The sequence below is a fragment of the Streptomyces guryensis genome (assembly GCF_021261325.1).
In the GTDB taxonomy this organism is placed as follows: Bacteria; Actinomycetota; Actinomycetes; order Streptomycetales; family Streptomycetaceae; genus Streptomyces; species Streptomyces guryensis.
The window spans coordinates 65,339-89,867 of record NZ_JAJSBI010000035.1 but is presented as its reverse complement, the minus strand read 5'-3'; the positions used below and the strand labels follow the sequence as shown (position 1 = coordinate 89,867).

Genomic DNA, 24,529 nt, shown 5'->3' with positions numbered 1-24,529 from the left:
CGTACCGGCCCCGCCCTCCCACAGCATTCCAGCAGTACCTCGACGCACGCGACTTACCCCGGCCACTGTGGTGGCGCCAAGGGAAGTGACGCCCGTCCTCAAGATTCCCGACAGAGTCGCTCATTGGGCGAGCCGGGCGAGCAGCGCGGCGAGGCGGGCGGGGCTGTGGGCCTCGTCCACGCCGTCGACGAGCAGGGTGAAGCCGGGCTCGGCGGCGCACGGGGAGTCACCGGCCGGGCGGGCGCCATCGCTGTCGAGCAGCCACTGCCGGCTGGCGGGGTAGTCGCCGGGCTCGAAGGTGAGAGCTCCGCCCAGCAGCTCGTCGACCAGGTGGCGCCGGGTGGCGCCGGGTGACGCCGGCCGGTGCACGCTGTCGGCGAGGTGCTCGAAGTGGCGCAGAGTCCGCTCCCGCCCGCCCCCGCGCTCGACCACGCTGACCTTGACCGGGGTGTCGGACGGGTCGGCCAGCCAGCGCCGCGCCCGCTCGTCGAAGTCCCGGTCCCATGCGGCGGGATGCGCCAACTCACCCACCTCGGGTGAGAGTTGAGCCAGGCGTGCGACGGGGATCAGATAGGAGTACGCCAGCACGTTGTCCTGCGGCAGCGGCTGGTCCAGGTCACCCCGCCAGCTGACCACGATCCCCACCACGACCGGGTTCCCTCCGTCCAGGGGTACGGCCCACACCCCGGCCCCGCTGAACCCCCCGCGCACCACTTCCCTGCGGTGCCGCGCATCGAACTGCACCCGGTGCCCACTCAGGCCGCGCACGGTCCCGGTGAGTGTCATGCCGTCGTCGAAGCGTTTCGCGTACCCGGTGGCGGTGACCTCGAGACCGGCGGTGAGCTCGGTCGACAGGAGGGCTGGGCGGGCCTGCGGGCGCGGGCTGTCCAGTCGCAGCACTGCGACGTCCTCACCACGCCCGTCCGGCAGGTCCGGCAGCCAGCCGCCTTCGGCGACGCGCGCGGCGACCGGCTCGACGCGCGTGTTCTCCACGAACTCGACCCACATCACCGCGTTCGGGTCCACCACCGAAGCCGGGTTCTTGACCACATGTGCGCAGGTGAGCACGGTCCGCGCGTCGATAAGGACACCGGCGCCCCGTATCGCGCCCGCCGCGTCCCCCGACCGCAGGCGTACCCGCCAGTCCGCAGCCAACTCCGCCATCTTTGTCAGGCTACGCACCAAGGTGCGCCGGGACTAGACTCGTGCTCTCGTCCGCGTGAGACAAGTGCCGTACGGGGGAGCAGACTTGATGAGTAATCAGCCAGAACCGATCGGTCTCGCACAGGCCATTGACTCGATCCGCACGGAACTGGCACAAGCGGAGCGGGACGGCGCGGGCAGCGACTGGCGGTTCACCGTCGAGCAGGTGAGCGTGGAGTTCTCGGTGCAGTTCCACCGGGCCGCGGACGGCGGTGCAGGGTTGCGCCTGGGCGTCGTGGAGGCGCGCGTCGGCGGCGCGGTGAGCCATGACTCGGTGCACCGAGTACAGGTGGACCTCAAGCCGGCGCCGACGCAGGGCGGCCTCGACCATATGGTGGGCCGGTAGCCCCGGCCCACCACACGCTCGCCCCGGTCGGCAGCGGTACGACCTGAACGGCTTCACTCCGTGACCATCAGTGGCCGAACAGCGCTGTTGCCCGGATGCCCAGGTCGGCGTTTCTGATCGGCCTGGATTTCCTGGGTGATCCTGGGTGATCCCGGGTGGTCGGGAGTGTTCAGGGGGTGGGTGACTCGTTCCGGCCCGCTGCCGGGCGAGGGTGGTGTGGGCGTGGCGGTGGAAGCCTGCCCGTGTCTGGTCGGCGGGCCAGGTCGTCAGGAGCGCGGCGGTGATCTCGGCGGGTCACCAGGCCGAGCGCTCCACCCGCACGGCCCGTTCCTGTGCGATCCGCATCACCCGGTGCGGGACGTACACCCCCTCTGGCGCCTGGGCTGCCCAGCCCAGGCGCCGCTGCGCCATCCACCCCTGCGACGGAAACCGGGTTCCCGACCGATCGACGTCGGGGGCGAGTTGGGCCGGATCGGCGGCATTACCGGCGCCCACGCGGTGGAGCCGCAAGTCGATACAGCCCCGGGCCCCTTCAGGACGCTGCCGAACCGTAGTGCCGATGGTCCCCGACCGTGACGGTGCCGCCGACCCGCGCACCGTCCAAGTCGTCGTACACGACGTCGCCCGTGGACTTCTTCCAGATCCTGATGCGGTACGTGTCCGGACCGTCGGTGGCGGTGATGCGGAATCCGTAGCCGGCCTTGCCGTTGACTGTGCCGGAGCCCTGGTAGACGGCCCGGGAGCCGGTGATCACGAGCCAGTCGGAGCCGGTGGAGCGGAAGGTGAACCGGGCGGCGCCGAAGGCGAGCGTGGCCTGTCCGGTGGGGGTGGTGGCCCCCTTCCGGTACCGGGCGCCGAAGGTGAACGCCGCCTTGCCTGTCAGTCCCGGCCGGGCCGGGTAGGCGCCGGGCGGTGACGTGATCGTGCCGGCGCCGAGCGCGGGACCGGCGGCACGGTCGTAGACGATCACCTCGGGGAGCGTCGTGCTGTCCGTGCCCCCGTCGTCGTCGGAGACGGTGATCACCGGGCGGTGGATGCCCGCCGCGGTGTAGACGTGCTCGGCGCGGCAGCCGTCGTCGGAGTCGGTGAGCCTGCCCTTCGTCGGGTCGCTACCGTCCTTCCAGTCGACTGTGCAGGTGTGGCTGTCGGACGTGCCCGCGTCGGTGAAGGCGGCGGTGACAACCACCGCTCTGCCAACGGGAGCCGGGGTGGCCGGGCCTCTTGCGGAGGTGATCGACGGGGCGGCGTTGGAGACCGTGACCGTGGTGGTGTCGGTGCTGCGGCCGCCGGTCAGGGTGAGTTTGAAGGTGCCGTTGTCCGTGCAAGTGACCGTGGTGACGGCCGAGTTGGGATTCGCGACCGTGCAGGGTGCGCCGTTCTCGACCGTCCACTGGGGAGTACCCGCACCGGAGACGGTGCCGGCGAGCGGGATGGCGTCGCCCTCGGTCCCGGTGGCGTCCGGGCCCGCGTGGACGATGGTCACGGGGTCGATGCTCGTGAGCGTCGGGACGACCTTCTTGATGAGTCCGTCGGAGTCGAACTCCATCTTGTCGATGGTGGTTTCACGATGGGTGCCGTCTCCGCCGGGGATGGCGAAGCGGTGGTAGGCGATGTACCAGTCGTCGGTGTTCGGGACGTGTACGACGCTGTGGTGGCCGGTGCCCTTGATGCCCTGGGAGAGGTCCTTGGACAGGATCACGCCCTGCTTGGTCCAGGGGCCGGTGGGGGAGGACCCGGTGGCGTAGGCGACGCGGTAGTTCTCGTCCCGGGTGTCGTTCTCCGACCACATGAGGTAGTAGGTGCCCTTGCGCTTGATGACGAAGGAGCCCTCGTTGTAGCCGCTCGGGGTGATGTCCTTGACCTTCGAGGTGTCGATGGAGGTCATGTCCGCGCCCAGCGGCACGACATACGCGTGGCCGTTGCCGAAGTACAGATACGACTGGCCGTCGTCATCGGTGAAGACCGCGGGGTCGATCATCTGGCCGGCGAAGTCCCCCGCCTTCAGCAGCGGCTTGCCCAGCGCGTCCTTGAACGGGCCGGTCGGTGAGTCGGAGACCGCGACGCCGATGTTCGCGTCGGCGCAGAAGTAGAAGTAGTACTTCCCGTCCTTCTCGGCGATGGTCGGCGCCCAGGCCCTGCTGTCCGCCCAGGAGACGTCGGGACCCAGGTCGAGGATGACGCCGTGGTCCTTCCAGTGGACCAGGTCGGTCGAGGAGTACGCCTTGAACTGCGTACCGCTCCAGCCGTCGAAGCCGTCGGACGTCGGGTAGATGTAGAAGGTGTCGCCGAAGCGCACGATGTTCGGATCGGCGTTGAGGCCAGGCAGCACCGGGCTCCTCATGACGAGCGCCGTCACGGTCCAGGTGCGCTTCTTGCCGTCGGAGCCCGTCACCTCGTACGTCACCGGCTTGCTGAAGTCCTGGAGGCTGCCGGAGGCGGGGCTGATCGCCGCGCCGTGGGCCAGGGTGAACTCCGGTGCCAGTGAGGTGAGATCGGTGCCTTCCTTCATCGGCAGCGTGATCTTGCTGTCGGCGTTGTCGATGATCGCGTCGACCTTCAGATCCGGGTGCGTCGCCTTCGCGATGCCCGCCGTGTTGCCGCTGAGCTCCATGACCTCCGCGGCCGACAGGGCCCGGTCGTAGATCCGGAAGTCATCGACCTCGCCGCCGAAGTACGGGTCGGCCGAGTACAGGGAGCGGCCGATGTAGCCGCTGTAGTCCTTGTTCGCGTCGTACAGCTCGGACGGCTTGATGGTGGTGGTCGTGCGGGCGGCCTCGATGCCGTCGACGTAGAGGACCATCGTGCCGGTCGAGCCGTCGAGGGTGACGGTGACGTGCCGCCACTCACCGGGCGTGAGCTGCGAGCCGGCCGTCAGCTTCGACTCCGCCGACCAACTCGCCTTGGTGATCGCCGAGTAGAGGCTGGAGCCGCCGTTGGAGGGGGTGGCGAAGAGGTACTTGTTGCTGTCGGGGCCGAGCCCGAACAGCCACTGGAAGCTGCTGCCGCCCTTCCACTTGGCGTACGTCGACACGGTCACGCTGTCGGCGTTCTTCAGCACCCCGTTCGGGATCTTCACATACGGCGAACTCGACGCGTCCCCCGACATCTTGAACGAACCGCCCTTCACACCCGTGCCGAACTCGGGCGTGTGGACGTAGGTGCCGTGGTAGCCGTGGCCGCTGGAGTCGCGGGCGATGTTGCCGCCCGTCTCATCGAAGTCGTAGTGCAGGAGCAGGTCGGCCGGGACGTCGGCGCCCTCCTCCGACACCGTGACCTCGGCCTGGACGGGGAGGGCGGCGCCGTCCGGCAGACTGCCGGTCACGGTGAAGGTTCCGGGCTGCGCGTAGGCCGAGGCCGGGACGTCGTCCCAGGTGACGGCGACAGGGCGGTCGACGCCGTCGGCGTACTTCGCGATCACGGTGGCCGGCAGGACCGGTGCCTGACCGGTCTTCGTCTTCACCTTCACGCCCTCGACGCTCTCCACCAGCTGGTCGGGCTGGTAGGCGCGCAGCAGCCGGTCGTACTCGGCCTGGGTGACGGGCAGGACGGTGCCGTGGCGCGGCTTGGCCGGCAGGTCGTAGCCGGTGGACGGGGTCCAGTTGCCGGAGGCCAGGTCCGTCGTCTCGAACGGGATGTAGCCGCGGCCGCCGAACTCGTCGAGGAAGGCGTACCACTTGTCCTCGGTGTTGGACTTGAACACGAGGGGCCCCTCGGCCGCGCTCATCGCGCCCTTGCCGATGCCCTCGGCGACCGGGTCCCAGGAGCCCAGGATCGAATCGCTCTTCTCCTCGAAGATGAACTTGCTGTTGGGGGTCGAGGAGGTGTTGTTCCGCTCGTCCTTGGACAGGCGGTAGTACGTCCCGTCGTGCTGGATCATCGTGGAGTCGATGACCGAGTAGCCGCGGTCGATCCACACCTTGGGCTCGCTGAAGGTGTAGAAGTCGCGGGTGGTGGCGTACATCATGCGGTTGTACGTGTCGCCGCTGTGGTCGGCGTTGTCGTACAGCTTCGACGCCCAGAAGACCACGTACTCGCCGCGCTTCGCGTCGTAGAACGCCTCCGGCGCCCAGGTGTTGCCCGCGCTGTCGGGGGAGATCTTCACCAGCCGCTGGTTCGTCCAGTGCACCAGGTCGGTGGACTCCCAGATCATGATCGACTTGCTGCCGGTGCGCTGAGCGGCGTCCCAGTCGCCGTTGCCGTAGATCCTGAGGTCGGTGGCGATCTGGTAGAACTTGTCGCCCTCGGGGGAGCGGATGATGAACGGGTCGCGCAGGCCCTTCTCGCCGAGCGTGGAGGTGAGGACCGGCTTGCCGTCGTTCAACTCCCGCCAGTGCAGCGGGTCGTTGCCCTTGCTGAGGGCGTTGTAGATCTGTTCGCCGTCCGCCGTGCCCTCGCCGGTGAAGTAGCTGAACATGTAGCCCTTGAGGGCCGCCTCGGCGGGCAGTTCGGGCACCTGCGCGGTGAAGGTGCGGGTGGCGGTCGCCCCGCCCTTGGTGACGGTGGCGGTCAGGTCGACGGTGGTGGCGCCGTCGCCGTGCGCGGGCCGGTGGACCACGCCGTCGGCGGAGACGACGTCCGGCTTCGCGGAGGACCAGGCGACCCTCGTGTCGTACGAACCGCTCGTCGGGAGGGTGAGGTTGCCGCGTGCGTCGTCGAGGTTGTGGACGCTCAGCGCGTCGGCGGCCTGCCGGGCGGCGGTGGCGTCGTCGAAGGCGGGCAGGACCGTGACCTGGAAGGTCCGGGTGTCGGTGACCGTGCCCTTCTTGAGCGTTGCCGTGAGGGTGGCGCGGCCGTCGGGCGAACCTGCGGCCGGGCGGGTCACCTTGCCCAAGGCCGAGACGACCGCGGTGTTGTCGCTCGCCCAGCTGATCGTGGAGCCGCCCGCCGTGCCGGTCTTCGGCAGGTCCAGGTCGGCGGTGACGGCGCTGGTGTCACCGAGGCTCAGGGCCGCCTTGTCGTCGGCGACGCCCTGTGTGTCGACGGGGAGGGCGAGTTGCTCGACCTCGGAGCCGGCCAGGGCGCGGTCGTAGATGCGGAAATCGCGGATCCGGCCCTTGAAGAGCTTGTCGCCGGAGTACACGGACCTGCCTATGTAGTTGGCGGTGGTGGTGCCGGAGCCGATCGCGCCGGGGGTGATGGTCACCGCCGTGTTGCGGCCCACCTCGACGCCGTCCTCGTAGAGCACGCCCGTGGTGCCGGTCTGGGTGTAGGCGAGGTGCTTCCAGACGGCGCGGGTGAGGTTGTGGGAGTCGTTCGGCTTCGTGGTCTGCTCCGTCGACCAGTTGCCGCTCGCCACCGAGGTGCGCAGGGAGTTTCCGGTCGTGAACAGGTAGCCGTTGCCGTTGCCGCCGCTGGAGTTGCCGAAGCCGTAGAGGAAGTACGGCGTGCTCTGCGCGGAGTCGAGGAGCACGTCCAGGGAGACGGTGATCGAGTCCATGCCCTTCATGACGTCGTCCGGCACCTTGACGTAGGTGTCGGATCCGTTGAAGGCGAGCCCCTGACCGGACGCCGACCAGTCGGCGGTGCCGCCCACCGTGCCGTCGCGGCCGTTGCCGGAGGAGTCGCTCACGGTGGTCCCGGAGCCGTCGTCGAGTTTGTACCTCAGGGCCAGACCGTCGGTGAGGTCTGAGGCCTCGGCCGTCTGTGCCGCCTGGGCGGGGAAGGCGGGACCGGCAAGGGTCAGGAGCATCGCGGCGGCGGTCAGCCCGGCGAGATGGCCCGCCAGTCGTCTCGCGCGGCCGTGAAGTCGTGCGCTGTGCGTCATGTCGGAATTCCCTGCTGAGACATGGCTGATGACGGTGAGAAAGGCGGGTTGCGGGCAAGCGGGCGCGGGCCGACAGCGCGTTCGCTGCGGACCTGGTGTTACGTGGAGGTGACGTCGTGTTGCGAGAGTGTCAATCGGCTTCCTGTGGGGCGTCAAGAGGTTTCGAACGATGTGCGACAGGCCGAACGAAAGGGGTCGGGATGAGTACGGCGACCGTCGTCGGTGCCGGCCCCAACGGTCTGGCCGCCGCCGTCGCCCTGGCCAGGGCCGGCCTTCGGGTCACGGTGCTGGAGGCAGCCGACACGATCGGCGGCGGCACCCGCTCCGGCGAGGCGATCGTGCCGGGACTGCTGCACGACCTCTGCTCGGCCATCCACCCCATGGCCGTCGGCTCGTCGTTCTACGACGAGCTCGGCCTCGAACGGTACGGGCTGCGGTGGGCGTGGCCGGAAATCGACTGCGTGCATCCGCTCGACGGCGGCACGGCCGGGGTCCTGCACCGCTCGGTGACCGCGACCGCCGCCGGTCTCGGTGCCGACGGCCGGACCTGGCGGGCGCTGTTCGAGGGTCCTTCGGCGGCGTACGCCACCTTCGGCGACGACATCATGGGCCCGCTCCTGCGCCTGCCCCGCCACCCGATCCGCCTCGCCCGCTTCGGCGTTCCCGCGCTCGCCCCCGCCTCCCTGCTGGCGAAGGCGTTCAGGACCGAGGAGGCCAGGGGCCTGTGGGGCGGGGTCGCCGCACACGCCTTCCACCCGCTGGAAAGGCCGCTGACCGCGAGCATCGGGCTGGGCGTCGTCACCGCGGGCCACTGCTACGGCTGGGCCGTGGCCGAGGGCGGCTCACGCCGCATCACCGACGCCATGGCGGCGTTGCTGCGCGAACTCGGGGGGACGACCGAGACGGGGGAACGGGTGCGCTCGCCTGCCCAACTCCCGCACGCGGACGTGACCTTGTGGGATGTGGCACCCACCGCCCTGGCCGACATCCTCGGGGATCTGCTGCCGCCCCGGACCGCCCGCGCCTACCGGCGCTACCGCTATGGGCCGGGCGCGTTCAAGGTCGACTTCGCGGTCGAGGGCGGAGTCCCCTGGCGGGCCGAGGCGGCACGGCGGTCCGGCATGGTGCACGTCGGCGGCACCTATGCCGAGATCGCGGCCGCGGAGCGGGACATCCATGCCGGGCGGATGCCGCGGCGGCCGTTCGTCCTGGTCGGGCAGCAGTACCTGGCCGACCCGTCACGCTCGGCCGGCGACGTCCACCCCGTCTGGTCCTACGCCCACGTCCCGAACGGCTATACGGGCGACGCCGCCGCGGCGATCGCCGCCCAGATCGAGCGGTTCGCGCCCGGCTTCCGGGACCGGGTCATCGGTACCGCGGTGCGCACCACACCCGGGTTCGCCGAGTACGACCCCAACTACGTCGGCGGCAACATCATGACCGGCGCCACGGACATCCCCCAGCTCCTCCTCGGCACACACCTCACCCTGCAGCCCTACGACACCGGAGTGCCCGGCCACTATCTGTGCTCCGCGGCCACGCCGCCCGGCGCCGGCGCCCACGGAATGTGCGGAGCCCATGCCGCCGCACGAGCCCTGCGGCGGCTGCGCGCGTGACGCCTGGTAGACGTTGTGCGCCTCGGTCGGACCGGAGCGCAGCGCGAACGCCTGCCGCAGGGCGTCCCGGCAGCCCAGGACGGCGGGGTGCTCGCTCTTCGGCAGCTCCCCGTTCCACACGAGGCCGGGCAGGGGCGCCGGAGCGAGTCTCCGCTCGACGAGGCGGACATGGTGCAGGAGGCCGGTTGTCTCGAACCGCACGTCGGGTTCGAAGCCGGCGTCGCGGCGCAGTGTCATGGCCCAGTGCCGGGCGGCGGTGCCTTCGGGGGCCCGTCACCCAGCGGTGGTCGGCGAGTGAGTGCAGCAGGCGCAGCCGGTGCATGTCGAACATGGCCGGCCCACCCCCGCGCCGTCACGGAGGGACCGACCCCTTCATCAGTCGGCTCCAGGGATGAATGCGGGTCGGAAACCGCTGCTGGGCCGATCGTTGGGGGCGTGTTCGGCCCCGACCCGGCGGGGTCACCCGCCGCGACCTCGTCGCCGGGCCCTCCCGCCGGCCGGTCCGATCTGACTTGTCCGATTCCTGCGCGGCGCGCACGCTGGGTCTGTGAGGACCCTCACCGCGCGAATAGAGCGAGAATGGCCACTTACGATCAAGGAGACGGTCACCGCAGGTGGTCAGCCGAGGTCGCGACGGTCACCGTCGGGCTGGACGGCATCGTCACGGGATGGAGCGAGGGCGCTCGGCGGCTGCTCGGCCACCGCGCCCCGGATGTCGTAGGACGTGCCGCGGCGGATCTGCTCCTCGGCCGGGAGGTGCCCCAGGCGGCGGGGCTCGCCCTCACCGGCTCCCAGGAATGGAGCGGCACGGCGGCACTGCGGCACCGGGACGGCCACCGTGTCGAAGTCACCCTGCACGCCCATCCGTCGCTGGGCGGTGACGGCACACCCCAGGCGTTCGTCGTCGCCGTCACCACTCCCATCTCCGGTTCCCGGCACGACCGGACGATGGTGGAGTGGGCGTTCGCCCAGGCCTCGATCGCGCTCTCCGCCCACTCCACCGCCTCCCGCTCATGGCACCTCAACGCGGCGGCCGAGCGCGGCGAGCAGGTCTTCGGGGCGGGCGGGGAGCAGCCCGGGGCGGCCCCCGCGGACGAAGACTTCCTCCGCTGCGTCCGCCGGGTCGCAGAGGAGGCCATACCGATGCGGTATGAACGCGCCGCCCCGGAGCCGTCCTCCGCCCCCGCGCCCGCTCGTCGCCAGGCCTGGATCATCGAGCTCTGGCCGGTCCGGGATCCCGCCACCGGAGAGGTCGTCGGCGTGGGCACCGCCGCGTTCGACAGCAGCGACCAGCACTCGGCGCGGCAGCGGCTGGCCCTGTTGCAAGAGGCCGGCACCAGCATCGGCACCACCCTGAACGTGACCCGCACCGCCAAGGAACTCGCCGTTCTCGCCGTCCCGCGGCTCGCCGACTTCGCCAGTGTGGACCTGCTCGACTCCGTGCTGCGCGGGGAGGAACCGGTAGCCGGCCCGGTCGAGGCGAACGTGGTGCTGCGCAGGGTCGCCCACCGGTCCGCCACCAGGGGCGACGTGGTGCCCGACGCCGCCGTCGACCTCGGCGGGATCGACGACTACCCCCCGTTCTCGCCCCCCGCCCGCTGCCTGACCGGCGGGCGCCCGGTGCTCAGCGGTGCCGACGACCCCGACTTCGCCCGCTGGATCGCCGGGCGCGTGTCGCGCACCACGGCGGTCGAGACGTACGGAATCCACTCCGTCATCGCGACCCCGCTGCGCGCCCGCGGCATCACCCTGGGCGTCGCCGTCTTCGTCCGGACCGAAGGCTCTCCGCCCTTCGAGCAGGACGACCTGATCCTCGCCGAGGAACTCGCCGGACGGGCGGCCGTCGGCGTGGACAACGCGCGCCGCTACACCCGGGAGCGCACCAACGCCCTCACCCTCCAGCGCAGTCTGCTCCCCCGTGACCTGCCCAAACAGGCGGCCGTCGAGGTGGCGTACCGCTATCTGCCGGCCGGCCGGGGCGCGGGAGTGGGCGGTGACTGGTTCGACGTCGTACCCCTCTCCGGCACCCGTGTGGCGCTCGTCGTCGGCGATGTGGTCGGGCACGGCATCCACGCCTCCGCCACCATGGGACGGCTGCGCACCGCGGTGCGCACCCTCGCCGACGTGGACCTCCCCCCGGACGAACTCCTCACCCACCTCGACGACCTGGTCATCCACCTCACCTCGGACGACGACACAGTCGACGGCCGCATCCGGGAGGACTCCGGTGAGATAGGCGCGACCTGCCTCTACGCCGTCTACGACCCCGTCTCCCGCGTCTGCACCGTCGCCAGCGCCGGCCATGTGCCGCCCGCCGTGCTGCTCCCCGACGGCACGGTCAGTGTGGTCCGCCTCACCCCGGGACCGCTGCTCGGCGTCGGGGGGCTGCCCTTCGAGTCCACCGAGCTGGAGCTGCCCGAAGGCAGCCTGCTCGCCTTCTTCACCGACGGCCTGATCGAGGCGCGCGACCGCGACGTCGGCCTCGGGCTGGAACGGCTCTGCGAGGCCCTGGCCGCCCCCGTCCCCTCACTCGACGTCACCTGCGACACCATCCTCAAGGCCCTGCTGCCCGAATCCCCGGCCGACGACGTGGCCCTGCTCCTCGCCCGCACCCGCGCGCTGCACGCCGACCAGGTCGCCGCCTGGTCCCTGCCGTCCGACCCCGCGATCGTGGCCGACGCCCGGGCCCAGGCGTCCCGCCAGCTCACCGCCTGGGGGTTGGAGGACGCCGCGTTCGTCACCGAGCTGGTGGTCAGCGAACTGGTCACCAACGCCATCCGCTACGGGGCCGTACCCATCGGCCTCCGGCTGATCCGGGACCGGACCCTGATCTGCGAGGTGTCCGACGCCAGCAACACCGCCCCGCACCTGCGCCGGGCCCGCACCTACGACGAGGGCGGACGGGGACTGCACATGGTCGCCCAGCTCACCCAGGGCTGGGGCACCCGGCAGACCCCCGTGGGCAAGACCATCTGGGCCGAGCAGACCCTCCCGGCCGGCTGACCATGGCCGCGCGCATCGCAGACGAGGGTTCCGGCGGCGGCACCCACACGCTCGGACTGCTGTACCCGCCGGCCGGGCGCAACCGCGACTACACCACCATGCAGCTGGCCTTCGTCGGAGGGGTCGCCGAGGCCGCCGCCGCGCACGGCTACGACCTGCTGCTCTCGCCCGGCGACCGGCGCGACGACCCCTCGTTCCTGCGGATGATCAGGGACCGGCGGGTCGACGGCGTGATCGTCATGGAGATCCGCCGGGAGGACGACCGCGTCGAGCGGCTTGCCGCGGAGGGCTTCCCCTTCGTGGCCATCGGCCGTAACCACCACACCGGCTCTTCCGGATGGGTCGACCTGGACTTCGCCGGCCTGGCCGGCGCCTGCGTCCAGCACCTCGCCGACCTGGGACACACCAGGATCGCCTTCGTCAACCGCTCCGAGCAGCTGTTCCACAGCGGGTACGGGTTCGCGCGGCTCGGCGACGAGGGCTACACCGAAGGGATGAAGAAGCTCCTGCTCACGCCCCGCGCATACCTCTGCGGCGACGACCTCGCCTCGGGAGAGCAGGTCGTCGAACGAATCCTGCTGGACGACCCGATGACCAGCTCCCTGGTCACCCTGAACGAGGCGGCCCTGGAGGGCGTCTACCGTGGCCTCACCCGGCACGGCCGCAGCGTGCCGCGCGACTTCTCCGTCGTCGGCGTGGCCGCCAGCCCCTGGGCCGAGCAGGTGACCCCGGCGCTCACCGCCGCGGAGATCCCCGCCAAGGAGATGACCCGGGTCGCCGTGGACCTGATGCTGCGGCGGCTGCGCTCACCCGACTCGCCTCCCCGGCACGTCCTGCTGAAACCCCTGATCACCCTGCGCGCCAGCACAGGCCGCTGCCGTCCGGCGCCGGGTTCGGAACCCGAGACAGATTTCCCTGATTTCCCCGATTTCGGCATGAATGTCTGATACGTCGGTTTCAGGCACCTCGGCGTGCCCCCGAACTCCGACCCTCCCCGGGAGCAGTCCATGTCGTACCACCTCGACCGCCGCGGCTGTCTGCGCACCTCGACCGCCGCGGCGACAGCGGCTGCCCTCGGCCTCGGCGGCGCCCTGACCTCCTGCAGCCCGGCCAAGTCGGCCCCGGTCACCCTCACCTGGTGGGACTACTTCACCCTGGACAACTTCCAGCCCGGAATGAGGCGCCTGATCAAGGACATCGAGGCCGGCGTCCCGGACGTGAGGATCGAGCGACGGACCTTCCCGTTCGCGGAGCTCGACCGGCAGATCACCCTGGCGGCGATCTCCGGTGATCTGCCGGACATCGCGATCGTCGACAACGTCGCCATGAACACCCTGGGAGGCAGCCGTCTGCTCGCCGACCTCACCAGCAGGGTCGAGAAGTGGGGCCAGGCCGACCAGTACTACAAAGGCCCCTGGTCCGGCTGCCAGGTCGGCGGCAAAACCCTCGGCATCCCCAACAACAGCAACTGCCTCGCCCTGTACTACAACACCGCGATGCTCAGGTCCGCCGGCGTGAAACCCCCGACCACCTGGGACGAACTGGCCTCCGCCGCCCACCGGCTGACCAGCGGCGACCGCTTCGGCCTGGCACTGAGCGCGATCAGGACGGAGGAGGGCGTCTTCCAGTTCCTGCCGTTCCTTTGGCAGGCGGGCGGCGACCTGGACACCTTCACCACGTACGGCGCCACCGCGCTCTCCTTCCTCCACGACCTGGTCGCCAAGGGCTCCCTGTCCGAACAGTGCGTGGGCTGGACACAGCAGGACGCGAACACACGCTTCCTCAACCAGCGCGCCGCCCTGCAGATCAACGGCCCCTGGCAGATCCCCACCCTGAAGAAGGCCCCCTTCGACTGGAACGTGGTGGCCCTGCCCCGCGACAAGGCGGCCGCCACCTGCCTGGGCGGGGAGAACTGGGTCGTGATGGCGAGCAGCAAGCACGTGGACAAGGCGTGGGAGGTCCTGGAGTACACACAGCGCCCCTCCGTGCTGGTGCCGTACCTGGTGTCGTTCGGCGAACTCCCCGCCCGCAAGGACCTTGCCGACCAGGGCACCTGGGCTTCCGACCCGGCCCTGCGGCTCTTCCTCAGCCAGCTGCCGCTGGCCCGCCCACGCCAGTACGGCGCGCACTACGCCGAGGCCTCGCAGGCGGTCGCGGAGGCGGAACAGGCCGTCCTCGCGGGGTCCGCGTCCCCCTCCGCGGCGGCGAGGACCGCGGCCGCCAAGATCGACAAAGCGCTGGGCAACCGGTGAGCCGATCCCTGTCCCCGTCCGCACGCCGCCGACGCGAGGGCTATCTGTTCTGCCTCCCGGGAATGGCCTTCCTCGCCCTCTTCCTGGCCTACCCGCTCCTCTACAACGTGTGGACGTCCGTCCACGACGTCGACCTGGGCCAACTGCTGGGCGGGACCGAGCGGTTCAACGGCCTCGACAACTACCGGACCGTGATCGGCGACCCGGCCTTCTGGCACTCCGTACGCCTCTCGCTGATCTTCACCGGGGGCTCGCTGCTGTTCCAGTTCACCATCGGCTTCGCCCTGGCCCTGCTGTTCGCCCGCCCCTTCCCGCTGGGCGGCCTGCTGCGGTCGCTCCTGCTGGTGGCCTGGCTGCTCCCGCCCGTGGTCAGCGGCACCCTCTTCCGCTGGCTGCTGGACGCGGAGTCCGGCGCCTACAACGCCCTGCTCGAAGGGGTCGGCCTGGGCGCCCTGTCCCATGACTGGCTCACCGACCCGGCCACCTCACTGGCGGGCGTCGTCCTCGCCAACATCTGGATCGGCGTGCCCTTCAACATGCTGCTGCTCCTGGTGGGACTGCACACCATCGACCCCGAACTCCACGACGCCGCCGCCCTCGACGGCGCGGGCGCCCGGCAGCGCCTGCGCCACATCACGCTTCCGCTGATGCGGCCGGTCTCGGTGACCGTCCTGCTCCTCGGCCTCGTCTACACCTTCAAGGTCTTCGACATCGTCTTCGTGATGACGGGCGGCGGCCCCGTCGACGCCACCCGCGTGCTCTCCCTCTACGTCTACGAGGTCTTCTTCACGTTCTTCCGGTTCGGCCAGGGCGCCGCCGCCGGCCTGCTGCTGCTCGTCGTACCACTGCTCGCGGGCCTGCTCTACGTACGACGGCTGCGGCACGAGGACGCGGCGCCGACGGGCGGTGCCGTATGAACGCGGCGGGAGGCGGCGTATGAAACCACCACGCCACCCCTGGCTGTTCACCGCGATCGCCACGCTGGTCGCGGCGGCCTTCCTGCTGCCCGTGTACTGGATGGCGAAGACCAGCCTCACCCGGCCGGACCGCATCGAGGCCCCGGCCCCGCAGTGGGTGCCCGCTCCCGTCACCGGCGAGAACTACTCGACGGCACTGGGCTATTCGGGGCTGACCAGGGCCCTGCTCAACAGCCTGGTGATCTCCTGCGGGGTGGTGGCGCTGACCCTGCTCCTGGGCGTTCCCCTCGCCTACGCGCTCGCCCGGATCCGGATGCGCGGTTCGGGAGCGATGGTGCTCGCGCTGCTGGTCGCCCAACTCCCGCCCGCCATCGTGCTGGCGGCGCCGCTGTTCATCCTGGAACGCCGGGCCGGTCTCGCCGACACCTACCTGGGCCTGATCCTCGCCGACACGACGCTCACGCTCCCCTTCACGGTGATCGTGCTGCGTCCCGTGATGCGCAGCGTGCCGCCCCAGCTGGAGGAGGCCGCCCGGATCGACGGCTGCGGACTGCCGGGTGTGCTGCTGCGCGTCGTCCTTCCGCTCATGGTGCCCGGCGTGGTCGCGGCGGCCGGACTGTCCTTCCTGATCGCCTGGGGCGAGTTCCTGTTCGGCCTCACGCTGACCCAGGGACCCGACGTCCAGCCCGTCACCGTCCTGCTCAACTCCTTCGTCGGACAGCACGGAACCTCATGGGGTGCCCTGATGGCCACGGCCACGCTCATCAGCATCCCGGTGGTCTGCGTCTTCGCCGTCTTCCAGCGCTTCATCGTCGGTGGCCTGACGGCCGGCAGCGTACGGGGCTGACGTCAGCGCCCGGCCGCTCGCACCAGGGCGTCGAAGAGGCCCTGCTGCGCGGCGTCCTCGTGGGCGGTGTCCTCCGGGTGCCACTGAACGGCCGTGAACCACCCCCGGGCGCCAGGGAGTTCGAGCCCCTCCACGGTTCCGTCCGCGGCGCGCGCGGTGACCGCGAGCCCCCTGCCGGGGCGGTCCACCCGCTGGTGGTGGTAGCAGGACGCCTCCACCTTCTGCGCGTCGGCGGCCTGTTCGAGCAGGGTGCCGGGCTGGACCGCCACCGGGTGCACGACGTGCCGGTGTTCGTGTTCCGGGCCGCCCATGTCCTGGTGCAGGGTGCCGCCGAGGGCGACGTTGACGACCTGGAGGCCGCGGCAGATCGCCAGCAGGGGCATGCCCAGCTCCAGGGCCGTACGGGCGAGTTCGAGGTCGAAGGCGTCCTGGAGGTCGTCGACGTCGTACACGGTGTCGTGGGTGTCGCCGGCGCCGTAGCGGTGGGGGGCCAGGTCGCCGCCGCCGGGCAGCAGGACGCCGTCGAAGCGGGCGAGGCGGGCGGCGACCTCAAAGTCCGCGGGGTGGATGCTCACCGGTTCGCCGCCCGCGCGCCAAAGGGCCTCGATCAGGGCGCGGGCGTTGACCTCGGCGGCGTACCGGAGGGCGGAGGTGGTGGCGCAGAAGCGCGCGGGAATCGCTATCAAGGGGCGCGTCACAGCTGGATCCAGACCGTCTTGAGCTCGGTGTACTTCTCGATGGCGTGTACGGACTTGTCGCGCCCGTTGCCCGACTGCTTCATGCCGCCGAAGGGCACGGTCAGGTCGCCCTCCTCGTAGCAGTTGACCCAGACCGTGCCGGCCTTCAGGGCGCGGGAGACCCTGTGGGCGGTGGACAGGTCGGAGGTCCACAGGCCGGCTGCGAGGCCGTACTCGGTGGCGTTGGCGAGTCGTACCGCCTCGTCCAGGTCGTCGAAGGTGAGGACGGACAGGACCGGGCCGAAGATCTCCTCGCGGGCCAGTCGCATACCGGGGGTCACCTGGTCGAAGACGGTCGGCTGCAGGAAGCAGCCGCCGGTGTCGGTGAGGGTGCGCGTGCCTCCCGTGAGCAGTCGCGCGCCCTCTTCGCGGCCGGTGGCGACGTGGCCGAGGACACGGTCCAGATGGCCTTGGCCGACCAGGGCGCCCATCTCGGTCGCCGGGTCCAGCGGATCACCGACCCGTAGTGCGCGGGCCCGCGCCACGATGGCCTCGGTGACGCGTTCGGCGACGGAGGAGTGCACCAGCAGCCGGGAGGGTGCGGTGCACATCTCGCCCTGGTTGAAGAAGATGCCCCAGGCGGCGGTGGCGGCGGCCTTCTCCAGGTCGGGGGCGTCGGGGAGGATGATGTTCGGTGACTTGCCGCCGAGTTCGAGCCAGACGCGCTTGAGGTTGGAGTCGGCCGCGTAGCGCAGGAAGTGGCGGCCCACCGCCGTGGATCCGGTGAACGCCAGGACGTCCACATCGGGGTGCAGGCCGAGCGCCCGCCCGGCCACCGGCCCGTCGCCGGTCACGACGTTGAGCACACCCGGCGGCAGCCCGGCCTCGGTGGCGAGCCGCCCCAGCAGCAGGGCGGACAGGGGTGAGTTCTCGGACGGCTTCAGGACGACCGTGCAGCCCGCGGCCAGAGCCGGGGCGATCTTCCAACTCGCCAGCGTCAGGGGGAAGTTCCACGGTACGACAGCGCCCACGACACCCGCCGGCTCCCGGGTGATCAGGGCGAGGGTGTCCGGGGCGGTGTGCGGGGACTCGTCGGTGAGCTTGTCCGCCAGCTGCCCGTACCAGCGGAAGGTGTTGATGGCGGCACGCAGTTCGATGTCGTGCGCGTCGGTGATCGGCTTGCCCATCTCCAGGCTGATGGTCAGCGCGAGCGTCTTCCGCTGCTCTTCGAGCAGTTCGGCGATGCGCAGCAGGATCCGGCCGCGGTCGACGGGTGCGAGGCGTGGCCAGGGGCCGGAGTCGAAGGCCCGGCGCGCGGCGGCCACGGCCAGGTCGACCTCGGCGGGCCGGGCGTCGGCGATCTCGGCGAGGACCTGTCCGTCGCGCGGCGAGACGACCGCGAACGCGGGGCCGGCGCCCGGTTCGTCCGCCCCGTCGATGTGGTGCCGGGTGGGCAGGTCCAGATCCTTCGCGCGACGCAGCAGGTCGTCGTGGGCGAGGTGCGCCATCAGCTTTGCGCTCCCTGGTGGTGGGGGTTTCCGGACGGTTCGGGTCGCCGGCCGTGCCCGGTCAGCCGCGCCGCGACCAGTCCCAGGACCAGCACCGCCGGGACGGTGAGCTGGAGCCAGACGGCGGTGGCCTGGTCGCCGCCGATCAGCGTGGTGAAGTTCTCGATGATCAACCAGATCCCGCCGGCGATGCCGAGGGCGCCCAGAACCGGCGCGAGCAGGGTGTTCCAGGTCCGGGTGTCCGCCCGGGAGCGGCGGAAGAAGACGACCACGGAGACGGAGGTCAGGAAGTACAGGAGCATGATCCCCAGGACGGCGACGCCGCTGAACCAGGAGAAGAGCGTCAGTACCGGGTCCTTGCCCAGCAGCGCGAACGGCATGACCAGGGCCACCGCGATCACCGTCTGGACGATTCCCGCCGCCCAGGGGGAGTGGCGCCGGTTCAGGGCGGTCAGTCGGTGCGGAAGCAGCCCTTCGCGGCCCAGCGAGAACAGATAGCGGTTGGCGGAGTTGTGGAACGCCAGGATGCCGGCGAACAGCGAGGTGGCCAGCAGGACGGGCAGCGCATCGCCGGCCCCCGCGCCGAACTGCGCCGAGATGGGTGCGAAGACGAAGGACGTCGCGTCGCCCGACGCCAGCGCCTTTCCGGCCTCCGCGGTCGCCCTGGACGCGCCGTGCGCGGAGATCAGCATCCACGAGGTGAAGGCGAAGAAGCAGGTGATCACCGCGACGGCCAGGTAGGTGGCGCGCGGGACCGTCTTGCGGGGCTCCCGGGCCTCCTCGCCGTAGATGGCGGTGGCCTCGAAGCCGATCATCGACGCCACGGCGAACATCAGCGCCACGCCGGGGGCGCCCTGGAGCGCGGCGCGGGGGGAGAAGCTGTCGCCGAAGCCCAGCCCCTCGGGGCCGCCGCCCTTGAAGAAGGTCACCAGCGCGAAGACGGTCAGGATGCTGAACTCCGCCAGGACGAACACGGCCAGGACCTTGGCACCCATCTCGATGCCGGCGGCGCCGAGAACCTGGACGACCGCCATGGTGACCAGCGTGCACACCCACCAGGCGACGTGTACGTCCGCGTAGTGCTGGATGAGTCCGCTCACCGTCGCGCCGTAGAGCCCGTACATGGCCGCCTGGACGGCGCAGTAGGCGAGGAGGGCGACCCCGGCGCTGCCGGAACCGGTCGAGCGGCCCAGGCCCTTGCCGATGTACATGTAGAAGGCGCCGGCGTCCACGACGTGGCGGCCCATGGCGACGAAGCCGATGGAGAACAGCAGGACCACGAGCCCGGCCGCGAGATACGCGGCGGGGGTGCCGGCGCCGTTGCCGATGGCGACGGCGATGGGGACGGCTCCGGCGATGCCGGTCAGCGGTGCCTGGGCGGAAAGGACGAAGAAGAGAATGCCCAGGACACCGAGGGAATCGGGCTTGAGCCTGCCGGTCACGGATGAATCCTGCGTGCTGTGCGGGGAGAGGGCCGTCTGACTGTCCACTCGGATCACCTGTCGGGGACGGGGAGGGATGGTGGTTCGTTTAGGGTCAAACGAGTTGCTTCATGGTGGGCTTGAACTATCCGTTTGACAAGGGGGTCGGCGGAGTTTTCTGCCACGGCAAAAGGCCCCGGAAAACCCCCCGGGGCCTTGAAGAACCGCAGCTCAGGCGTCGGCGTCGAGGAGCCTCAGCAGGGCGCGCAGCTGCTCCAGGGCGGAGTCGGTGACCTCTGGTTCGCCGAAGACGAGCTGATGCAGCACCAGACCGTCGAGCGCGGCGAAGACCAGTCGGGTCATCGCCTGGTCCGCGCCGGCCGGCAGCATACGGTTCAGCTCGCGCCGGGTGGCCTCGAAGTACTCGTCGTACAGCGCGCGCAGCTGCGGCAGCAGCTCCGGCCTGCGGCGCGCCTCGAGGAGCAGCTCGTACTGGAACGCCTGGGTGCCCGGGTCCGCCGTGACCATGTCGGAGAGGCCGGTCGAGAAGTCCGCGACCTTGCCGGTGCCCGGTTCGAGGGCGCTGGTGCTCAGCGAGGTGCGGATCGTGTGGGCGAGGGCCTCCTCGATCAGCGCGTCGCGCGAGCCGAAGTGGTGCACGACGAGCCCGTGGGTGACCCCGGCCTCCTCCGCGACGGCCCGGTAGGTGAGCTTGCGCAGTCCGCCCCGCGCCACCACGCGTACGGCCGCGTTCAGAAGGGCCTCGCGTCCCTCGCCGTACTGCAGGCGCCTGCGTGGCTGTCGGCCCTTCGGGGCGTCTGCGGACTCGGTCATGCCGGTGACACTACCGGTATCGCTGAGCAGCCCTTTCGGCATCAGCGCCGGGGTGGGCGGATGCCGCGGAACTCCCAGTCGCCGCCGAGCGCGGTGGACAGCACCTCCTCGGACTCCGTGGGCTGGGCGCCGACGTCGGAGCGGATCGGGGTCGGTCCGGTGACGATGTGGTTGGTGAGGCGGCCCAGGCCTTCCACCTCGACCTCGACGATGTCGCCAGGTTGTACGGGCCGGGAGTTGGCCGGGGTGCCGGACAGCAGGACGTCGCCCGGGTACAGGGTGATGGTGCGGGCGATGTCCGCGACGAGGTAGTGCATGTCCCACTTCATCTCGTCGGTCGAACCGTCCTGTACGACCTGGCCGTTGACGTACGTGCGCAGGCTCTTGCCGCGGAAGTCCCAGCCGGTGACCAGTCCGGGGCCGAGCGGGCACAGCGTGTCGGAGCCCTTGACGCGGAGCATGGAACCGGCGTCGGTGTCGCGGAAGTCGTGCAGGCCGTAGTCGTTGGCGATGGTGTAGCCGGCGATGTGGTCGCCCGCCTCGGCCGGGGAGATGTTCCGTGCGGTCTTCCCGATGACGATGGCGACCTCGCCCTCGTAGTTGAGCCACTTGCAGCCCTCGGGGCGGACGATCGCGCCGTGGTGGGAGTTGAGCGCGGAGGTCGGCTTGTGGAAGTAGGTGGGGGTGTCGGGCAGGTCGATCCGGAACTCGTCGACGCGGCTGCGGTGGTTGAGATGGACGGCGATCACCTTCGACGGCACGACCGGCGGCAGGTGCTGCGCCTCCTCGGCCTTGACGCGGCGGCCGTCCCCGGCGACGAGTTCGTCCCCGTCGACGGTGACCTGGACGGCGGCGCCGTCGAGGAGGATGCGGCGGTACTCGGGCATGGCGGCCTCCTAGGGGCGACGGTGCGGGTGGTGGGGCGCGGCGGTCACGGGGGCTCCCGTGCCGGTCCAGCCGTCGGCCGGGCGGTCGAACCACAGGTGGACCTGCCCGGTGCCGACGGCGTTCTCGTACTCGCCGTACTGACGGGCCCTGGCGGTGCAGGCCCGCTCGCCGAGGGCGCCCGCCATCATCAGGTAGTGGAAGAACTTCGCCTCCGGCTTGAACTTCCAGAACTCGTCCATGGTGTCGAGGACCTTGTCGTGGCGGCCCTCCTTGAACCAGGCGATGCGTTCGTAGTCGGCTTCACGGGCCTCGGGCGTGAAGATGTGCACCGGGTCGCTGGCCTCGTGGTCGCGGATCTCGCGCAGCGGCCAGAAGGTGTGCGACAGCGCGCCGGAGGCGATCAGCAGGACGCGACGGCCGGGGGTGGCGGCGATGCCGTCCGCGAGGGCGCGCCCGAGCCGAAGGTGGTCCTCCATGTCGCCGGTCTGGCACACCCCGATGGTCACCCACCGCTTGTCCGGCAGCCCTTCGCCGAGGAACTTCCAGAGGTTGATGGTGGCGTAGTAGATCGGCAGGTGGTCGTCCTCGATCGCGGTGATCCAGGTGCCGTGCCTGTCGGCGAACTTCTCGATGCTGCGGGCGAGTTCGGGGTCGCCGGGAAAGTCGTACGGCATGCGGCACATACCGCGCGGCAGCTCCTCGGAGGTGAAGAGCCCCGCTCGGCGGTTCTGTGCGGTGACGACGAACTCGACCGTGGTCGCCCAGTGCGAGTCGAGGACGACGACGGTGTCGTAGTCGTCGGCGGCACCGCGCTCGAAGACGTTCTCGCGCAGCTGCCGCAGGCCGGTGACGAGGGTGATCTCCCTGCCCTCGTTGAGCTCCAGCCGGTCGGCCTCCGGGAGCACGATGGTGGGGACGTGGGCGAGCAGCCCGGCCCCGACGATCTCACCCATGGTTGTGCTCCCATCCCTTCGGGGCGCTCACGGTGTTCTTCAGGTCGCAGTAGAAGTCGAAGCTCCAGGTGCCGCCCTCGCGGCCGACGCCGGAGAGGCGGGAGCCGCCGAACGGGGCCTGGAGGTCGCGTACGAAGAAGCAGTTGACCCAGACCGTGCCCGCGACGAGCCGGGGGGTGACGCGGTCGGCGCGTTCGCGTGAACCGGTGGCCACGGTGGCGGCCAGCCCGAAGCGGGTGTCGTTCGCCAGCCGGATCGCCTCGTCCTCGTCGGCGAAGGTCTGCAGCGTCAGGACCGGACCGAAGACCTCCTCCTGGACGATCTCGCTGTCCTGCCGGACGTCGGTGAGGAGGGTCGGCGCGTAGTACTGGCCGTCCCCCCGGTGACCGCCGATGACCGCGCGGGCCCCGGACGCGAGCGCCCGCTGCACGAAGCCGTCGATCTTCTCCAGCTGGCGGGGGTGGATGTTGGGCCCGATGTCGGTGGTCTCGTCGCGCGGGTCGCCCTGCCGCAGCGCGGTCGCCTTGTCCACGAAACGGCGGGTGAACTCCTCGGCCGCCGACTCCTCGACCAGGAACCGGGTGGCCGCAAGGCACACCTGCCCGGCGTTGTCGTACTGCTCCACCGCGAGGTCGACGGCAAGGTCCAGGTCGGCGTCGGCGAACACCAACAGCGGTGATTTGCCGCCCAGTTCGAGGCTGAGGGGCGTGAGGTTGAGGGCCGCCGACTCCGCGATCCGCCGGGCGGTCGGCACGGAACCGGTGAAGCTGATGCGGCGCACGTCCGGGTTCGACGTGAGGGCCTCGCCGATCTCCGCGCCATAGCCCTGCACCACGTTGAGGACACCCGCGGGCAGCCCCGCCTCAGCCGCGATGTCGGCCAGCAGCGAGGCGGTCAGCGGGGACCACTCGGCGGGCTTCAGGACGACGCTGTTGCCCGCGGCCAACGCGGGCGCCACCTTCCAGGTCGCCAGCATCAGTGGCGCGTTCCACGGGGTGATCAGGACGCACGGACCCGCCGGGTCCCAGCTCACACGGTTCGTGTGGCCGCGTGTCTCGAAGTCCTCGTGGTCCAGCGTCAGCAGCCAGTCGGCGAAGAAGCGGAAGTTGTGCGCCACGCGGGGCATCACGCCCCGGCGGTGCGAGCGCAGCAGGGCGCCGTTGTCGGTGGTCTCGACGATGGCGAGTTCTTCGATCCGCTTCTCCACGCCGTCGGCGACGGCGTGGAGAATGCGGGCGCGTTCGGCGCGCGGCGTGGCGGCCCAGGCGGGGAAGGCGGCCTTGGCGGCGGCGACCGCGGCGGCGGCCTCGGCGGGCCCGCCGCGCGCGATCTCACCGAGTGCACGGCCGTCGATCGGCGAGACGTCGGTAAAGCTGTCGGCAGAGGCGATGCGCTCCCCGCCGATCCAGTGCCGGGTGTCGACGGCGACCCCGGCGACAGTGATGCGGTGCTCGGTCATGTCCGGTCTCCAAGTCCCTTGATGCGTACGGTGGTCACTCGGCTCCGGACGTACCGGACTCCAGCAGTCGCCCTCCGTCCCAGACGACGCCGACCTGGCGGTGGTAGGCGGCGATCGGCTCGCGGATCTCCAGGCGGGCCAGCTCCTCGGTGGGTGCCTCGAACAGCTCCAGTTCGGCGTCCCCGACCCACGGCTGCCCGGCCTCGAAGGACGCGGCCCCCGTCTCGACCAGTTCGTCCAGCGCCAGGCCCTTGCCCTTCTCGATGGACGGCAGCCACCGGTGGTGGACCATGGGGTGGCCGTTGACGAACCCGTTCGTCTCGGACGGCTCCCGCAGCGTCACCACCGCCTGGGCCAGCCTCCGGTCGGCCGCGGCAAGGGTCGCGCCGAACCGTGCCCCCGCCTCGATCCGCGGTGCGGGACCGTACGGATGGGGGCGCGTCTGGTGGATCGAGCCGAGCTTCTTCGGGTAGCCCTGGTGCAGGCCGCGGGCGATCGCGAAGTCCTTGTCGACCCAGATGTACACGCAGCGCGAGTACGTCTGGCCGCGGTACTTGCAGCGAACGACCGCGAAGGCCTCCTTGTACTGGGACAGCACCGGGTCGAGCAGCTCCGCGCCCGATGCCGAGCAGGACTGCCAGTCGGCCCAGATCAAGGCGACAGCACCCGGGTCCTCGTCGGCCGGCTCCAGCGGCTCGGGCAGCAGTTCACGGACGCGTGCGGGATCGGTGCGGTACTCGACGGTGAGCAGGTCACCGGAGTAGCGCCAGGGCGGGGAGGGGATCAGCGACGAGGTGCCCGTCGCCGTCTTGGGGTGGAGGTATCCACGGACGGTGGTCAT

The 24,529-nt window shown here is 70.8% G+C and carries 17 protein-coding genes; 7 read left to right on the top strand and 10 right to left on the bottom strand.

Annotation, left to right across the window (positions count from 1 at the left end):
- Positions 1–120 precede the first annotated feature (120 nt).
- Positions 121–1,164 carry a trypsin-like serine peptidase gene (locus tag LJ657_RS42365; RefSeq protein WP_232655039.1) on the bottom strand — a complete coding sequence of 348 codons (1,044 nt, stop codon included), beginning with the start codon at positions 1,162–1,164 and terminating at the stop codon, positions 121–123.
- An 88-nt stretch (positions 1,165–1,252) separates the two neighbouring features.
- On the opposite strand from LJ657_RS42365, the gene LJ657_RS42360 reads away from it, so the two are divergent.
- Positions 1,253–1,549, top strand: coding sequence for a trypco2 family protein (locus LJ657_RS42360; protein WP_232655038.1), 297 nt, complete (start codon positions 1,253–1,255; stop codon positions 1,547–1,549).
- 532 nt (positions 1,550–2,081) lie between these two features.
- Here LJ657_RS42360 and LJ657_RS42355 read toward each other — a convergent pair.
- On the bottom strand, positions 2,082–7,313 hold the full coding sequence (locus tag LJ657_RS42355) for a family 43 glycosylhydrolase (RefSeq protein WP_232655037.1): 5,232 nt from the start codon (positions 7,311–7,313) through the stop codon (positions 2,082–2,084).
- 200 nt (positions 7,314–7,513) lie between these two features.
- On the opposite strand from LJ657_RS42355, the gene LJ657_RS42350 reads away from it, so the two are divergent.
- The 6 genes from LJ657_RS42350 to LJ657_RS42325 all read left to right on the top strand — a co-directional run bounded on the left by LJ657_RS42350 (position 7,514) and on the right by LJ657_RS42325 (position 15,948).
- Complete coding sequence (locus LJ657_RS42350; protein ID WP_232655036.1) at positions 7,514–8,929, top strand: phytoene desaturase family protein; 1,416 nt, start codon at positions 7,514–7,516, stop codon at positions 8,927–8,929.
- Positions 8,930–9,508: 579 nt separating this feature from the next.
- Positions 9,509–11,932 carry an ATP-binding SpoIIE family protein phosphatase gene (locus tag LJ657_RS42345; RefSeq protein WP_232655035.1) on the top strand — a complete coding sequence of 808 codons (2,424 nt, stop codon included), beginning with the start codon at positions 9,509–9,511 and terminating at the stop codon, positions 11,930–11,932.
- 2 nt (positions 11,933–11,934) lie between these two features.
- Positions 11,935–12,879: a LacI family DNA-binding transcriptional regulator gene (locus LJ657_RS42340; RefSeq protein ID WP_232655034.1), complete on the top strand. Its 945-nt coding sequence runs from the start codon at positions 11,935–11,937 to the stop codon at positions 12,877–12,879.
- A gap of 60 nt (positions 12,880–12,939) precedes the next feature.
- Positions 12,940–14,184, top strand: coding sequence for an ABC transporter substrate-binding protein (locus LJ657_RS42335; protein WP_232655033.1), 1,245 nt, complete (start codon positions 12,940–12,942; stop codon positions 14,182–14,184).
- Positions 14,181–15,101, top strand: a complete 921-nt coding sequence (locus LJ657_RS42330) for a carbohydrate ABC transporter permease (RefSeq protein ID WP_232655032.1) — start codon at positions 14,181–14,183, stop codon at positions 15,099–15,101. The genes LJ657_RS42335 and LJ657_RS42330 overlap by 4 nt, the downstream gene beginning before the upstream one ends.
- A 19-nt stretch (positions 15,102–15,120) precedes the next feature.
- Positions 15,121–15,948, top strand: coding sequence for a carbohydrate ABC transporter permease (locus LJ657_RS42325; RefSeq protein ID WP_232655031.1), 828 nt, complete (start codon positions 15,121–15,123; stop codon positions 15,946–15,948).
- Between the two features lie 2 nt (positions 15,949–15,950).
- Here the strand turns inward: LJ657_RS42325 and LJ657_RS42320 are convergent, their stop codons facing one another.
- From LJ657_RS42320 to LJ657_RS42285, 8 genes are all read right to left on the bottom strand, one after another.
- Complete coding sequence (locus LJ657_RS42320) at positions 15,951–16,646, bottom strand: gamma-glutamyl-gamma-aminobutyrate hydrolase family protein (RefSeq protein ID WP_232655030.1); 696 nt, start codon at positions 16,644–16,646, stop codon at positions 15,951–15,953.
- On the bottom strand, positions 16,643–18,133 hold the full coding sequence (locus LJ657_RS42315) for an aldehyde dehydrogenase (protein WP_232655029.1): 1,491 nt from the start codon (positions 18,131–18,133) through the stop codon (positions 16,643–16,645). The genes LJ657_RS42320 and LJ657_RS42315 overlap by 4 nt, the downstream gene beginning before the upstream one ends.
- Positions 18,133–19,623, bottom strand: a complete 1,491-nt coding sequence (locus LJ657_RS42310) for an APC family permease (protein WP_232655028.1) — start codon at positions 19,621–19,623, stop codon at positions 18,133–18,135. Before LJ657_RS42310 ends, LJ657_RS42315 begins: the two co-directional genes overlap by 1 nt.
- A 162-nt stretch (positions 19,624–19,785) precedes the next feature.
- Positions 19,786–20,388, bottom strand: coding sequence for a TetR/AcrR family transcriptional regulator (locus LJ657_RS42305; RefSeq protein WP_232655027.1), 603 nt, complete (start codon positions 20,386–20,388; stop codon positions 19,786–19,788).
- A 41-nt stretch (positions 20,389–20,429) separates the two neighbouring features.
- Positions 20,430–21,275, bottom strand: a complete 846-nt coding sequence (locus LJ657_RS42300) for a fumarylacetoacetate hydrolase family protein (RefSeq protein WP_232655026.1) — start codon at positions 21,273–21,275, stop codon at positions 20,430–20,432.
- A 9-nt stretch (positions 21,276–21,284) separates the two neighbouring features.
- On the bottom strand, positions 21,285–22,229 hold the full coding sequence (locus LJ657_RS42295) for a 3,4-dihydroxyphenylacetate 2,3-dioxygenase (protein ID WP_232655025.1): 945 nt from the start codon (positions 22,227–22,229) through the stop codon (positions 21,285–21,287).
- Positions 22,222–23,688, bottom strand: a complete 1,467-nt coding sequence (locus LJ657_RS42290; protein ID WP_232655024.1) for an aldehyde dehydrogenase — start codon at positions 23,686–23,688, stop codon at positions 22,222–22,224. The genes LJ657_RS42295 and LJ657_RS42290 overlap by 8 nt, the downstream gene beginning before the upstream one ends.
- 34 nt (positions 23,689–23,722) lie before the next feature.
- A complete protein-coding gene (locus LJ657_RS42285) occupies positions 23,723–24,529 on the bottom strand; it encodes an acetoacetate decarboxylase family protein (protein ID WP_232655023.1) in 807 nt (268 codons plus the stop codon).